Origin of the sequence: Rhodobacter sp. CZR27, assembly GCF_002407205.1 — a bacterium.
In the GTDB taxonomy this organism is placed as follows: Bacteria; Pseudomonadota; Alphaproteobacteria; order Rhodobacterales; family Rhodobacteraceae; genus Cereibacter_A.
The window spans coordinates 1,115,996-1,130,264 of the sequence record NZ_CP023548.1; the positions used below are offsets into that span (position 1 = coordinate 1,115,996).

At 69.3% G+C, this 14,269-nt stretch carries 14 protein-coding genes and 1 riboswitch; of the genes, 9 read left to right on the top strand and 5 right to left on the bottom strand.

Features of this window, described 5'->3' with window-relative positions:
* Nucleotides 1-61 precede the first annotated feature (61 nt).
* A complete protein-coding gene (locus CK951_RS05635; protein ID WP_096785225.1) occupies nt 62-490 on the bottom strand; it encodes a DUF1178 family protein in 429 nt (142 codons plus the stop codon).
* Nucleotides 491-560: 70 nt separating this feature from the next.
* On the bottom strand, nt 561-1,070 hold the full coding sequence (locus CK951_RS05640) for an NUDIX hydrolase (protein ID WP_232520686.1): 510 nt from the start codon (nt 1,068-1,070) through the stop codon (nt 561-563).
* A 278-nt stretch (nt 1,071-1,348) separates the two neighbouring features.
* On the opposite strand from CK951_RS05640, the gene CK951_RS05645 reads away from it, so the two are divergent.
* Genes CK951_RS05645 through thpR form a run of 3 tightly spaced genes read left to right on the top strand, consistent with a single transcriptional unit; the run spans nt 1,349 to nt 3,527 of the window.
* Entirely contained in the window at nt 1,349-1,879 is a 531-nt protein-coding gene (locus tag CK951_RS05645) for a glutathione peroxidase (protein ID WP_096787173.1), read from the top strand.
* Nucleotides 1,876-2,985, top strand: a complete 1,110-nt coding sequence (locus CK951_RS05650; protein WP_198402407.1) for an acetoin utilization protein AcuC — start codon at nt 1,876-1,878, stop codon at nt 2,983-2,985. The genes CK951_RS05645 and CK951_RS05650 overlap by 4 nt, the downstream gene beginning before the upstream one ends.
* On the top strand, nt 2,982-3,527 hold the full coding sequence (thpR, locus tag CK951_RS05655) for an RNA 2',3'-cyclic phosphodiesterase (RefSeq protein ID WP_096785227.1): 546 nt from the start codon (nt 2,982-2,984) through the stop codon (nt 3,525-3,527). The genes CK951_RS05650 and thpR overlap by 4 nt, the downstream gene beginning before the upstream one ends.
* Nucleotides 3,528-3,626: 99 nt before the next feature.
* Here thpR and CK951_RS05660 read toward each other — a convergent pair whose 3' ends face one another.
* The gene (locus CK951_RS05660) at nt 3,627-4,184 is read right to left on the bottom strand and encodes an NnrU family protein (RefSeq protein WP_096785228.1); all 558 of its coding nucleotides are present in this window, start codon (nt 4,182-4,184) and stop codon (nt 3,627-3,629) included.
* Nucleotides 4,185-4,490: 306 nt separating this feature from the next.
* Nucleotides 4,491-5,720, bottom strand: coding sequence for a 3-deoxy-D-manno-octulosonic acid transferase (locus tag CK951_RS05665; protein WP_096785229.1), 1,230 nt, complete (start codon nt 5,718-5,720; stop codon nt 4,491-4,493).
* A gap of 166 nt (nt 5,721-5,886) precedes the next feature.
* Here CK951_RS05665 and CK951_RS05670 point away from each other — a divergent pair, with 166 nt between their 5' ends.
* Nucleotides 5,887-6,930, top strand: coding sequence for a cytochrome-c peroxidase (locus CK951_RS05670; protein WP_096785230.1), 1,044 nt, complete (start codon nt 5,887-5,889; stop codon nt 6,928-6,930).
* Nucleotides 6,931-6,982: 52 nt separating this feature from the next.
* Here CK951_RS05670 and CK951_RS05675 read toward each other — a convergent pair whose 3' ends face one another.
* Complete coding sequence (locus tag CK951_RS05675; protein ID WP_232520687.1) at nt 6,983-7,849, bottom strand: GNAT family N-acetyltransferase; 867 nt, start codon at nt 7,847-7,849, stop codon at nt 6,983-6,985.
* Between the two features lie 596 nt (nt 7,850-8,445).
* Nucleotides 8,446-8,644: riboswitch (cobalamin riboswitch) on the top strand.
* Between the two features lie 132 nt (nt 8,645-8,776).
* Here CK951_RS05675 and CK951_RS05680 point away from each other — a divergent pair.
* Genes CK951_RS05680 through CK951_RS05700 form a run of 5 tightly spaced genes read left to right on the top strand, consistent with a single transcriptional unit; the run spans nt 8,777 to nt 13,931 of the window.
* Nucleotides 8,777-10,687 (top strand): TonB-dependent siderophore receptor, encoded by a 1,911-nt coding sequence (locus CK951_RS05680; RefSeq protein WP_096785232.1) that lies wholly within the window; start codon nt 8,777-8,779, stop codon nt 10,685-10,687.
* A 31-nt stretch (nt 10,688-10,718) separates the two neighbouring features.
* On the top strand, nt 10,719-11,534 hold the full coding sequence (locus CK951_RS05685) for an ABC transporter substrate-binding protein (RefSeq protein WP_232520688.1): 816 nt from the start codon (nt 10,719-10,721) through the stop codon (nt 11,532-11,534).
* Complete coding sequence (locus CK951_RS05690) at nt 11,531-12,520, top strand: iron ABC transporter permease (RefSeq protein ID WP_096785234.1); 990 nt, start codon at nt 11,531-11,533, stop codon at nt 12,518-12,520. Before CK951_RS05685 ends, CK951_RS05690 begins: the two co-directional genes overlap by 4 nt.
* Entirely contained in the window at nt 12,517-13,269 is a 753-nt protein-coding gene (locus CK951_RS05695) for an ABC transporter ATP-binding protein (protein WP_096785235.1), read from the top strand. Before CK951_RS05690 ends, CK951_RS05695 begins: the two co-directional genes overlap by 4 nt.
* Nucleotides 13,266-13,931, top strand: a complete 666-nt coding sequence (locus CK951_RS05700) for an adenosylcobinamide amidohydrolase (protein ID WP_096785236.1) — start codon at nt 13,266-13,268, stop codon at nt 13,929-13,931. Before CK951_RS05695 ends, CK951_RS05700 begins: the two co-directional genes overlap by 4 nt.
* Nucleotides 13,932-14,269 lie beyond the last annotated feature (338 nt).

A 14,269-nucleotide genomic window follows, 5' to 3' on the forward strand; every position in this document is an offset into this window, starting at 1 on the left:
CGACGATCCGCGCGGCTGTCGCAGGACCCGAGTTGCCGTCAGACCGCGGCAGGACGCCCGGTCAGTTCACCTTGCGCTGCGCGACGAAAGGCAGGGGGGCGACCGGCACGCCATCCTCGAGCAGCCGTCGCGCCTCCTCCAGCTTCGCCTCACCGTAGATCGAGCGCTCCGGGGCGTCTCCCGTGTGGATCTTCCGTGCTTCCGAGGCGAAGTTCATCCCGACATATTCGGAATTCTCCTCGATCTGGCGGCGCAGCGCCTGGAACGCCTGCTCGATGCCGGAGGTCGGGGTGGAAAGCGGCCGGGGTTCCGGGGCGGCCTTGCGCGCCGGACGGACCGCGGGAGCCATCAGGACCTTGCTCACGTCCGTCGAGCCGCAGACCGGGCAGGACACCCGACCCGCGCCGGTCAGGCTGTCATAGGCATCGGCCGACTGGAACCAGCTTTCGAAGCCGTGTCCGGCGGCGCATCGCAGTGAGTAGCGGATCATGTCGGCACCCGGTGAAGGTGGCGGAAGGTCGGCCACCCATCCTTGCAGGTAAACGTCCCGCGGACGAGCTTCAATGGGATCGCAGCGGCAAACTGTCCGGCGTGCCGGCCCCCTCGGGCGCGAAGTGCAGCAGGATCTCGCGCAGCTCCGGCTCGGCCACCTTCCGGGCGGCCTTGTCGGGGCTGAACCACTTGCGCTTGCGTTGCCCGCGCTCGGGGAAGGCATCAAGCATCTCGCTGACCCGGAGGGGAAAGACCGCCACGTCGCACAGCACGTCGGCCGAGGTCTTGAGCAGCTTGCGGTAGCTGAAGCGGCCCAGCGGGCGATGATCGACCTCGCCGCGGATGCCGGCTTCCTCCCAGGCTTCCTGCGCTGCCGATTCGGCATCATCCAGGCCCTCGATCCGGCCGCCCTTCGGGATGACCCAGCGCCCGGTGTCGCGGCTGGTGATGAGAAGGACCAGCACCTTCCCGCCCTCGGCCCGCCAGCAGACCGCGCCGCATTGCGCGCGCGTCGCCGCGGGGGCGGCTGCCGTTCCGGTCGATGTATCCTGCGCCATTCCGAACTGCCCGTCGTCCATCAGCCTCTCCCGCCGGGAGCCGCGTCCCGGTTCTAATGTTGTCCCGCCGCTCCGGCCATGCGCGCCGGAACCCTCGACCCGTGGCCGGACCCAACGCGGGAGCGTTCCGGAAGTTCGGGAAGTCTGGCACGCAGCACCGGAAAAACCCACCAGGAAAGACGACCGAATGTCGCAGATTTGACGAAACGCCGGTTCCATCTATGCTCTCGGGGCAGGCGGCGCATCTCCTGCCGCTCCGCGCGCCTCCGGATGAGGCGCTTTCGTGCCGGAACACCGCCATGACTGTCCGAACCGCCCTTGCGCTTTGCGCCGCCCTCGTGCCGACGCTTGCCCTTGCCGCCGGTCCGCCGCCGGCCCGCTTCGCCTCGATCGACGGAGGCGAGATCCGGCTGGACCAGCTTCGCGAACGCGGGCCGGTGCTGGTGGTCAACACCGCCTCGCTTTGCGGCTTCACGCCGCAATACGACGACCTGCAGGCGCTGTGGGACCGCTACGGCCCGCGCGGGCTGACGGTGCTGGCCGTCCCCTCCGACGACTTCGAGCAGGAGCTGGGCACCGAGGGCGAGGTGCGCGATTTCTGCGCAACGAACTTCGACCTTACGATCCCGATGACGACGATCACCCGCGTGAAGGGCGAGGCCGCGCATCCATTCTATCGCTGGCTGGCCGACGAGCATGGCGTGGTGCCGGGCTGGAACTTCCACAAGGTCCTGCTCGACCGCGAGGGGGATGTCGTGGCCTCGTGGGCCTCGCCGGTGCGGCCGACCTCGCGCACGATCACCGACCGGATCGAGGCCCTGCTGCCGTGAGCGAGGCCGGAGGGCCAGTATTCATCGGGTCCGAGATCTATCGCGGATCGAGCTATGGCCTGCGCCACCCGCTGCGGGTTCCGCGCGTCTCGACGGTGATGGATCTGGCACGCAGCCTGGGATGGCTGCCGCAGGCGCGCTATCGCACGGCACCCCGCGCAAAGCCCGCCGCGCTGACGCTCTGGCACGATCCGTCCTATATCGAGGCGCTGCAGGCGGCCGAGGCGGGACATGCCGCATCCGACACGCTTCTGTCCTTCGGACTCGGAACGCTGGCGAACCCGGTCTTCCCCGAGATGTTCCGCCGACCCGCCACCGGCGCGGGCGGGGTCATGCTGGCCGCGGACCTGCTGCGCGACGGCGGCTGCATCCATGTTCCGGGCGGCGGGACGCACCACGGCATGCCTGGGCGCGCCAATGGCTTCTGCTACCTCAACGATCCCGTGCTGGGGATGCTGGTGCTGCGACGGGCCGGGGTGCGGCGCATCGCCTATGTCGACATCGACGCCCATCATCCCGATGGCGTGGAACATGCCTTCGCCGGCGATCCCGACGCGTTGCTCATCTCGGTGCATGAGCAGGGCCGCTGGCCCTTCACCGGGGCGCTCGAGGACGATGGCGGCGGCAACTGCTTCAACCTGCCGGTGCCGCGCGGCTTCAACGACAGCGAGATGCGGGCCGCGCTCTGCGACCTCATCCTGCCGCGGCTGGACGCGTTCCGTCCCGAGGCGCTGATCCTGCAATGTGGCGCCGACGCGCTGGAGGAGGATCCGCTGTCGCGCCTGTCGCTGTCCAACAACGCGCATTTCGAGGTGGTGGCCGCGCTGAAGGGCATCGCGCCGAGGCTCCTCGTGCTTGGCGGCGGCGGCTACAACCCGTGGTCGGTCGGCCGGTGCTGGACGGGGGTCTGGGCGGTTCTCGCCGGCCACGAGATCCCCGACCGTCTGCCCGAGGCGGCGCGCGCGGTGCTCTCGGGCTTGCAGTGGGGCGGCGGTGGGCGGCCGCCGCCGGCGCCCGGGATGCTCGACACGCTGCGCGATCCACCGCGCGAGGGGCAGGTGCGCCCCGAGGTGAGGGAGCGGCTTCGCCGTCTCGCCGCACGATGATCCGCGCCTTCGTCGCCATCGACCTGCCGGACGAGATCCGCTCGGCCCTGACGCTCGAGCAGTTCCTGCTGCCGATGCCGCGCAAGATCGAGCCCGAGAACCTGCACCTGACACTGGTCTTCCTCGGCGAGGTGTCGGACGAGGTTCTGGAGGCCGCTCACGAAGGCTTCGCCGGGATCACCGTTCCGCCGTTCCGGATCGCGATCGCCGGGCTTGGCCTGTTCGGAGGGTCGCGGCCGCGGGTGGTCTGGGCCGGGGTCGAGGCGGGCGACGAACTGGCCCGGCTCCAGTCCAAGATCGATCGCGCGGCGCGGGTCGCCGGGGCCGAGCCGGACAGCCGCCGCTTCCTGCCCCATGTCACGCTGGGCCGCTTCACCCCGCCGGGGCCGGAGGAGCGGATGCGGCTCGAACGCACGGTGGCCGAACGCGGGGCGTTCCGGGCCGGCGACTTCGAGGTTGAAAGCTACGCGCTCTATCGCTCCCGCCTCGGCGCGAAGGGGGCGCGCTACGAGGAGCTTGCCCGCTATCCGCTGCGGCGCTGACACAGCCTCTGCCCGGGCCATCCGTGCGGAGCCCTTGTTGCATTGTTCCGGGCGATCGGGATTGCCGCCGGCAGGTCGGCGGCCCCCGCCCGTCCGCGTTCAGTAGTAGCTTCCGACAAACGGGTTGTGGTTGAGATAGATGTGGGTCGAGGTGATGGCGCCATAGAGCGCAAGGCCGATGCCGACCAGAACCGCGTCGCGCCGCAGCGGGCCGGGCGGCGGACGCACCCAGTCTCCCTCCTGCGAGTTGATGAGCAGGATCGATCCCGCGGCCCAGAGCCACATGCTGCCGAACAGCACCACCGAGGCAAGGTCGCCGTTCACCAGAAGATGCGCGCTGGCCCAGATGATCGTGGCAAGGAATTGCGGATGGCGGATGCGCGTCCAGATTACGCCCTTCAGCACGCCCGCCCCGAGCAGCACGATGGCGATCAGCATCAGCAGGTTGTTGAGATAGCCGATCTCGGGAAGCGGCGTGTAGACCGGGACGAACTCGGCGGTGCGATAGCCATAGATCATCAGCGCGAGCCCGATCGTGATGGCGACGGTGATGAGCCCCTTGCCCGGGTCGCCCATCCGCGCCCGGAGATCGGGCCAGATCCGCTTGAACAGATGGCCTCCGACCCAGAGGAAGATCCCCAATGTGAGCGAGAGCATGACACGGCACTCCGGCGGACTGACAAGATGCACGGAGGATGCAGGAAATGTGGCAAAAGTTCCCGGCGCGGCGGACTGCCGTGGGGTCAAATTTCATTGAAGCCAGAGGGCGATTTCCCCGGGTTGCGGCTCTTCCGGATGCGCCGGGGCGCGGCGCTGCGGGCATCTCTCGCAGGCACCCGGCACCGGTATGCCATCGCCGCCGCTCCGTCCCGGGTGGCGGAGGCGCCTCAAGGGACGCGCTCCCCGAGGACATCCTCCGCGGCCCCTTGCGCCGGACGTGCAACCAGCCAGGGGAAAGCGGGCTCAGCCGGGGCGGCGGGCGAGGCGGTCGAGCGCGTCGAGGATCGGACGCGGATCCGCGCGCTGCGGCAACCGGGCGGCGACGGCGGCAAGCCGGGCCTGCCGCTCGGGCGAAAGCCCGTTCAGCGCCGGCGCGAGGTCGGCCTCTCCGGTCACCGGCACCGCCCCGCCGCTTGCATCCAGTGCGGCAAAGATCTCGGCGAAGTTGTGGACCGAGGGGCCGTGCACGAGGGCGGAGCCCGCGACGATCGGCTCGAAGGGGGTGTGCCCGCCCTTCGCGACTAGCGTGCCGCCGATGAAGGTCGTGCCGCAAAGGGCATACCACAACCCCATCTCGCCCAGCGTGTCCGCGACATAGACGGGTCCGGTTGCCCCTTCGCCGCGCGAGCGCAGGCCGGCGGCCAGCCCGCGCGCCTTGGCAAGGGCGGCGATGGCGGGGCCGCGCTGCGGATGGCGCGGGGCGATCACCAGCAGGTCGAACTGCGCCCGCGCCGCAAGGAAGGCGTCCAGCACCTCGGCGTCCTCGCCTTCGTGGGTCGAGGCGGCCAGCAGGCAGCGGGCGCGCGGCGGCGCGGGAAACGGCGGCTCCGCCGGCGATGCGCCCGTCACGCCGGCCTTCAGCACGAGGCGCGGTCCCAGCCGGTCCTGTGGCAGGCCAGCCGCGACAAGGCGCCGCTCCGAGGCCGCGTCCTGCGCCGAAAGCCACGCAAGCCGGTCGAGCGTCCGGCGCAGCAGTCCCGGCGCCAGCCGGGCCCAGCTGCGCGCGGACCTCTCCGACAGCCGGGCCGCGATGGCCAGCACCGGCACGCCCTCGGCTGAGCAGCCGGCGATCCGCTCGGGCCAGAGTTCGTTTTCCAGCACGAGAAGCGCCCGCGGCCGCCAGCGGCGCAGGAAGCGGCGGACCGCACCGCGCGTGTCCCAGGGCGCAAGGACCGACCGGACCCGGGGCAGGGCCCACGCTGCAACCATCGCCCGCGCCGTGGGATTGTTGCAGCTGACGAGGACCTCGAGCCGATCGTCGCGGGCCAGGATCTCCTCGATCAGCCAGCGGGCCGAGGCGATCTCGCCGTTGCTCGCGCCGTGCATCCAGATCACGGGCGCGGTGCCGCGTCCGCGAAGCGCCAGCCGCTCGGCCAGCTCATGGCTGGCGCCGTGCCCCCTCAGCCGGCGCCAGAGCGCGCCTGCCACCAGCGCGGGCAGCAGCAGGGCCATGATGAGGCGGTAGATCGTCACCCGGATCTCCTTTCCCGGCTTTCTGGCGGGGATCGCGGCGCGACGCAAGCAAGCCGCGGCGACATGGCATTCGGCTACCAGATTAGAATTGATCTAAGTCAAAGGTTCTCGGGCAGTCGCGGGCTAGCGTCCTGATGCGCGTAATCGTTTGCACAGGAGAAGTACCATGCGCCTCACCCTCACAGCCCTGATCGCGAGCACGGCCCTGGCCGGCGCGGCGCAGGCCGATGCCCTTCGGGACAAGGCGCTGGAATTCTTCGCGCCGCTGCCCTCGACTGTCCCGGCGGTGAAGGACAACCGCATCACGCCCGAGAAGATCGACCTCGGCCGGGCGCTGTTCTTCGATCCCCGGCTGTCGGCGTCGGGCGTGTTCTCCTGCGCCTCGTGCCACAACCTCGCGACCGGCGGCGACGACAACATGGAGACCTCGGTCGGCCACGGCTGGCAGAAGGGGCCGCGCAACGCGCCCACGGTGCTCAACGCGGTGCTGAACGAGGCGCAGTTCTGGGACGGCCGGGCGGACGACCTGAAGGCGCAGGCCAAGGGTCCGGTGCAGGCGGGGGTCGAGATGGCGAACACCCCCGCGCAGGTCGAACTGACGCTGGCGTCGATGCCGGCCTATGTCGAGTGGTTCAAGGCGGCCTTCCCCGACGAGGCGGCTCCCGCGACCTTCGACAACATGGCCAAGGCGATCGAGGCCTTCGAGGCCACCCTGATCACGCCCTCGCCCTTCGATGCCTTCCTGAACGGCGACGACGCGGCATTGGAAGAGGATGCGAAGGCCGGGCTCGCGCTCTTCATCGACAAGGGCTGCTCGTCCTGCCACTCGGGCGTGAACGTGGGCGGCCACGGCTACTATCCGTTCGGCCTGATCGAGAAACCCGGCGCGGACATCCTGCCGGCGGGCGACAAGGGCCGCTTCTCGGTCACCGAAACGGCCGATGACGAATATGTCTTCCGTGCCGCGCCGCTGCGCAACGTGGCGCTGACCGCGCCCTATTTCCACTCCGGCAAGGTCTGGGACCTGCGGACGGCCGTCGAGGTCATGGCGGAAAGCCAGCTTGGCCAGCAGATGACAGACCAGGAAGTGGGGCAGGTGGTGGCCTTCCTCGAAACCCTGACCGGCACGCTGCCGGCCGTGACCATCCCGGCCCTGCCGCCGGAAACCGAAACCACGCCGCGTCCGACGGCCGAGGTGAAGGTGCAATGATCTGGGCGATCGGGGCGGCCGCAAGGGCCGCCCCCTTCCCCTTGCGGGCCGGTCAGCGGCGGAATCTGCCGAGCGTCCGTCCGAGCCGGTCCACCAGCCGGTAAGGCAGCGTATTGCGGCACACCACGTAGCGCGGCCGGGTGACGCCGCCGAAGCCGGTGAAGAACACCCGGTTCCCGCGGGTGTAGAGCCCGTCGAAGTCGAAGATGAGCCCCATGCCGGAGGCATGACGGATCGCCTCCCAGATCAGCAGGGCGGTTGCCCCATGATCCTGCCCCCTGTCGCGCGTGCTGAGCAGGTAGTAGCAGGTCGTCGCATCCCAGGCACAGAAGATCGCGGCCGAGATCGACCCGTCCGCGGCCCGGGCGCAGAGGATCCGTCCACGCCCCCGATCCACCGCCGCGGTGCAGATCCTCGTGATGCCCTCGGCGTCGTAGTAGGAGTCGTGACCGGCCTTCTCGATGTTGGCCTCGTAGAAGGCCGCGAATTCCGCGGGGCTGATCCGGTCCGAGGCAGTATAGCGCTCCTGCGCGCGCCGGATGATGTTGCGCGTCTTGTCGCGCATCTCGCTCCAGATCCGCTGTTCCGGGGCGGGGGCGATCTCGAAGGTGAAGTTCACCAGGGTGTGCAGCCCCGCCTCGGCGAAGACCATCACGTCGGTGATGCCCCGGTGCATCCGCTGGTAGAAGTTGTCGACACTCGGGATCTGTTCGTAAAGCTCGCGCACGATCTGCGCGTGCTTCAGCGCCCGGTTGCAGGGGGCGCCGCTGCCCTCGTCGACCGCCGGCCCCAGGAAATGCACGAAGTCCGGCATCTCGCAGGTGGTCAGGCCGAAGGCGCGCTTCGAGATCAGGTAAGGGAAGCGTCCCAAAAGCTTGCCGCCCGCGCTGACGGTCGCCTCGCTCCACTGTCCCGGCACCGCGGCATCAAGCCACCAGGATTCGTGAAAGATTGTCGGATTGAGGAGGTTCGTTCCGGGCTCACTGCACCGCGACGGGGGTGCCGAAGCCGGATCGTCGGAAGAGAGGGCTGCACTGGTTACAAGTCTGGCGTTGCGTGACTTCAGGACGCTGAGATCCATGTACCGTTCCCGACCAAATACTTCAATGAAAGTGCCTGTGCATCGAATACCATAACAGCGAAACGCCCGACAACAGGAACTGCCCCTCAAATCACTGTAAAAGGCCGGCTTTGACGGCATACCCGAAACCTTGGGTTGAGCAGCGCAACCGGGGGTGGTTGCGGCGCGCGCCCGGCGCGCGGCGCCTCGCGCGACAGTCCACGCCAGGGGCCTAAACCCACGGTCGAGTCGCCCGCCTTGGCCCGCGGCCTCTGCCGCCCGCCCTCGGCCGTGCCGACCGAGGTGGCCGGCTGCTCCGCCAGGCGCCGGGCGCCGCGCATGGGGCGGCTTTGGGCCTCCGGTTGTCGCGACGGGTCGCGGACCTCTCGCCCCTGCGCCGATTGACGCGTGGCAAGCCAGCTTGCAGCGGCCACTTGACAGGGGCGATGCTTGTCCTATTGAGAAGGCGCTTCGGTTCCGGCGCAATGACCGGATGAAAAGGGAACGCGGTCCGGCCACACGGCCAAGTCCGCGGCTGCCCCCGCAACTGTAGGCGGCGAGCGACGGCCGATCATGCCACTGGGTCATCCCGGGAAGGCCGGTCCGAGCGGTGACCCGTGAGTCAGGAGACCTGCCGAAGAGTTCACCCATCCCGTGGCGCGGGGCGCGCCGAGGGAGGCGGGCCATCCGCTTCAGGTGACGCTTTCACCGTCGGCGGAGGGGCGATCCCTTTCCAAGGACATCCAGGGACGAACTCCGGGTCGCCACCCGGACGGAGAGGGAAAGATGAAGACCACAGCCGTATCCCTTCTGGCGCTGCTGGCCGCCATGCCGCTGCAGGCACAGGACATCGCACTGGACGAGATCGTGGTCTCGGCCAACATCGCGCCGATCGAGGCCTCGCGGACGGGCGCCTCGGTCGAGACACTTTCGGCCGAGGACCTGAAGCAGAGCGGCGCGATGCCCCTGGGCCGGGCGCTTGCGACGCTTCCTACGCTGTCTTATTCGGACACCGGGCCAATCGGATCTTCTGCGTCGCTTCGCTTGCGCGGCCTGCCCGGCGCCTACATCAAGGTGCTCGTCGATGGCATCGACGTCTCGGACCCGGCTCAGACACAGAGCCAGTTCGATTTCGGCACGCTCGGCACGGCGGACGTGTCGCGGGTCGAGGTGCTGGGTGGGTCACAATCGGCCCAGTATGGCAGCACGGCGGTTGCGGGTGTCATCAGCGTCACGACCAAACGACCTGAACAGGAAGGCATCTCCCAATCGGTCGCCCTGGAGGCGGGCAGCTATGAGACCCTGTCCGGGTCCTACACCCTTTCGTCGCGGGGCGACCGGCATGAAGTCTCGGTCACCGCTTCACGCGTACATAGCGAAGGCTTTTCGGCCGGTGACGACAGCGCCGGAAACCGCGAAGACGACGGGTTCGATTCCGAGCGGCTGTCCTTTTCCGCTTCGTATGACGTAACCGACGTGTTGAGCGTCGGGGCTTCGGGCTTCTATCAGCACGCCGACTCGCAGATCGATGAGTGTTGCGAAGTCGATGGCGATTTCCATGATGGCGTCACCCCCGACGACGATCATTCCCTGCTGCACACCCGCGGTGGGCGGATCTTCGCCACACTGACCGGTGACCAGCTGACACAAACCCTCTCGATCTACCGGTTCGAGAACGAACGGACGACGGAAGGCACGGAACGCAACTTCTTCGGTCCCGATCCCTCCCCCTACGAATGGTCCTATGACGGGACGCGTACGGTGATGGACTACCGCGCGAGCTATCTGCCGACCGACAGTTTGACGCTGGGGTTCGGCGCCACACATGCGCGCGAGGATCTCTTCAGTGCCACCTCAGACCAGTGGACCCTGCCAGGCACGGACAGCGGGGAACGTGAGATAGACGGCCTGTTCGGAGAGGCGACGCTGGCACTGACGCCGGCACTGGATGTCACGCTGGCCGCGCGCCACGACGACTATTCCGACTTTGGCGGCCACACCACCGCCCGCCTCGCCGCTGCCTGGCGCCTGGATGATACGTTGCTGCTGCGCGCCTCGGCCGGGTCCGGCTTCGTGGCGCCCTCGCTCTATCAGCTCTACTCCACGCAATATGGAAACGAGGACCTCGGACCAGAGCGTAGCAGGTCTGTGGATCTCGGTCTGGAGAAGACCTTCGGCAACGGCGCCGAGGTCAAGGCTACGCTGTTCCACCAGCAAGTCGAGGATCTGATCAAGTTCGTTACGCTCACCACCTTTCCAGCCTATACCGGCGAATATCAAACCGCCGACGGCACCTCGCGCTCCTCAGGGATTGCGCTGTCGGGTTCGGTTCCGCTGAATGATCGTCTGCAACTGAGTGGGGTAGTGACCTATACCCGTACCAGCGATCCGGACGGCGAGGCACTTCCGCGCGTTCCGGAAACCGATCTGCGGCTTGGTCTGGATGCTGACTTGACGGACCGGCTTGATGCCGGCATTGCGCTCCACGCCGTTCGCAATCTATACGATGAGCGCGCGAACAGCCTGATCGCCATGCCCGACTACGAGACCGTCGAGGCGACGGTCGAGTTTGATCTCGGGCAGGACGCGCAGGTCTACCTGCGGGCTGACAACCTGCTCGACGAGGACTATCAGGTAGTCAAGGGCTTCGGCACATCGGGCAGGGCGTTCTATGTCGGCTTGCGAAAGAGCTTTTAAGGCCGTTCTCGCGGTAGTCTCGGCCCTGTCGATGGTTGCCTCAGCCGCCGTGGCCGAGGCGCCGCGGCGGGTCGTGTCCGTCAACCTCTGCACCGACCAGCTGGCGATGATGCTGGCGGCGCCCGGCCAGCTGGTCTCGGTCTCGCATCTCGCCTCAGAGCCGCAGACCTCGGCCATGGTCGAGGAGGCCCGGGCCTATCCCGCCAACATGGGTCAGGCCGAGCAGGTGTTCCTGATGCGGCCGGATCTCGTGCTGGCCGGCACCTTCACCGCGCGGGCCAGTGTCGATCTGCTGCGCCGGCTCGGCGTCGAGGTAATCGAGCTGCCGCCGGCGACGACGCTCGACGACGTGGCGGGCCACCTGCGCATAGTGGGCCGGGCGCTCGGCCGCGAGGCCGAGGCCGAGGAACTGGCCGCCGAGTTCGAGGCCGGCCTCGACCGGCTGAGGATCGAGGCGCCGCCGGCGCGCGCCGCGATGTATTATCCTTCGGGCTACACCACCGGCTCGGGCACGCTGGCCGACTCGGTCCTGCGGCACACGGGGTTCTCCAACATCGCGGCCGAGCTTGGCCTGGATGGCGGCGGCAACCTGCCGCTCGAGCGGCTGGTGATGGCGCAGCCTGAGGTGATCGTGACCTCGACGCCCTATCCCGGCGCCTCGCGGGCCGAGGAGATCCTTGTCCATCCGGCGCTGAAGGCCGTCCAGGACCGGGCCGGCTCTGCCGAGGTGACGGATGCAGACTGGATCTGCGGCACGCCCCATGTGCTGCGCGCGGTGCGCGGCATGGCCGAGGCGCGCGAGGCGCTGGCGGCCCTGCGCCTGACCATGCTGGATGGCGCACGGTGAGATATCCCGTGCTTCTCGTAGCCCTTTCAGGGCTCGTGGTGCTGCTCTTCGCGGCATCGCTGCTGGTGGGGCCGGCGGCGCTCGGCCTTGCGGATTCGCTCTCGGCGCTTGTCACCGGGCAGGGCGAGGCGGTGGTTCTGGTGATGCGCGAGATCCGTCTGCCGCGGGCGCTGCTGGGGCTGATGGTTGGCGCGGTCCTCGGGCTGTCGGGCGCCGCGATGCAGGGCTATCTGCGAAATCCGCTGGCGGAGCCGGGACTTGTCGGCGTTTCTTCATCGGCAGCACTCGGGGCGGTGATCGCGTTGCAGACCGGGCTTGCTGCTGCGTTCACGCTGGCGCTGCCGGTGGCCGCGCTGGCGGGGGCGGGGCTTTCGGTGCTGCTGATCCTCGGGCTTGCGGGGCCCCGCGGCGGGGCGCTGGCGCTGATCCTTGCCGGCGTCGCGATCTCGGCGCTGGCGGCGGCGGGGGTGGCGCTGGTCCTGAACCTGTCGCCCAACCCCTTCGCCGCGATGGAGATCGTGTTCTGGATGATGGGCTCTCTGGCCGACCGGTCGATGACCCATGTCGCGCTGGCCGCGCCCTTCGTCATCGCCGGCATGGCGCTTCTGCTGACGCTGGGCCGCGGCCTTGACGCGCTGACGCTGGGCGAGGATGCGGCCGAGGCGCTGGGCGTTCGGATGAGCCGTCTCCGGCTGGTGCTGATCCTCGGCACGGCGATGTCGGTGGGCGCGGCCGTCGCCGTGGCGGGAACCGTCGGCTTCGTGGGCCTCGTGGTGCCGCACATCCTGCGGCCGCTGGTCGGCGCGCGGCCCTCGCGCCTGTTGCTCGCTTCGGCGCTGGGGGGGGCCGCGATGCTGCTGGCCGCCGACATCGCGGTGCGGGTGATCGCGCCGGACCGCGACCTGAAGCTCGGGGTGCTGACGGCGATCGTCGGCTCTCCCTTCTTCCTGCACCTGATCTGGCGGATGCGGAGGCTCGAGGCATGAGCCTGCTTGCGCTGACCGACCTGACCGTGCTGCGGGGCGAATGCCCGGTGGTCGATCATGTGACGCTCCGGGTGGAGCCGGGCGAGTTCGTCGGCCTGATCGGGCCGAACGGTGCCGGCAAGACCACGCTTCTGCGGGCGGCGATTGGGCTGCTGCCGCATTCCGGGCAGAGCAGTCTTGCCGCGCTGCCGCCGCGTGACCGGGCACGGGCCGCGGCCTTCCTGCCGCAGGCGCGCGAGATCGCCTGGCCGGTGGATGTCGAGACGCTGGTGACCCTCGGCCGGGTGCCGCATCTCGGCCGCCGACCCGGGCCGCGCGATCACGAGGCGGTGGCCCATGCGCTGGCGCGGATGGGCCTTGCCGGCTATCGCGCCCGCATCGCCACCGCCCTGTCTGGAGGCGAGCAGGCGCGGGTGCTGATTGCCCGGGCGCTGGCGCAGGAGACGCCGCTGCTTCTGGCCGACGAGCCGGTGGCGGGGCTGGACCCGGAAAGCCAGATCCGCGCCATGCAGGTCTTCGCCGACCTTGCGGCCGAGGGGCGCGCGGTGGTCGCCTCGATCCACGATCTGGGGCTTGCGGCCCGCCACTGCACCCGGCTCGCGCTGATGGCACGGGGGCGTCTGGTGGCGCAGGGCGCGCCCTCGGAGGTGCTGACCGCCGAGCTTCTGTCCGAGGTGTTCGGCGTGCGTGCCTTCTTCGCCCAGACGCCGGACGGGCCGGTGTTCCAGCCGCTCGGCGTGACGCGGTGATCGAGGTCTCGCTTCGCAGGCCCTGGCTTCTGGCGCAGCTGCCGGGACCCATGCGGGTGCTGAGCTGGGCGCCGCACCGCCCAGGCCTGATCATGGCGGACCGGATCGTCTGGCGCGAGGTGCGCGACGCGGATCTGGGGCCGGAGTTTGATGCCGAGGACTGGCTGGCCGCGCAGCTTGCCCGCTGCGGCCTTGCCGACGCGGTCGGGCTTCTGACCTCGCGCGACCTGTCCGCCTATCGGCTCTCCGCCGCCGAGGCGGAGGGCGTGCGCGCGTCCTGCCTTGCAACTGTCGGGCTCGGCAATGCCGAGAGCGTCGGGCGGCGGATCTCCAGCGCGCGGGTGGCCGGAACGATCAACCTGCTGGTGGTTGCGGAGGCGGGGCTGACCGAGGCCGCCCAACTCGAGGCGCTGTCGATCGCTGCCGAGGCGCGGACCGCCGCGGTGATGGAGGCGGGCCTCGTGCTGCCGACGGGGCCGGCGACCGGCACCGGGACGGACTGCATCGCGCTGGCCTGCCGGCCGGGGCCGATGCGCTACGCGGGGCTGCACACCGCCGTGGGCGAGGCCATCGGGGCGGCTGTCCGGACGGCGGTGCTGGACGGCGCAAGGGACTGGTGCCGGGCGAGGGGCGACGCGGCGGGAACGCCTGTCCGGACGTGAGGCGCGCCATGAGCCGGGGGCAGTTCCGGCTTGCCATCGGATGCTGCGCAGGACAGCCTCAGGGATCAGGGATCAGGGATCAGGGATCAGGGATCAGGGATCAGGGATCAGGGATCAGGGATCAGGGATCAGGGATCAGGGATCAGGGATCAGGGATCAGGGATCAGGGATCAGGGATCAGGGATCAGGGATCAGGGATCAGGGATCAGGGATCAGGATCAGGGATCAGGGATCAGGGATCAGGGATCAGGGATCAGGGATCAGGGATCAGGGATCAGGGATCAGGGATCAGGGATCAGGGATCAGGGATCAGGGATCAGGGATCAGGGATCAGGACT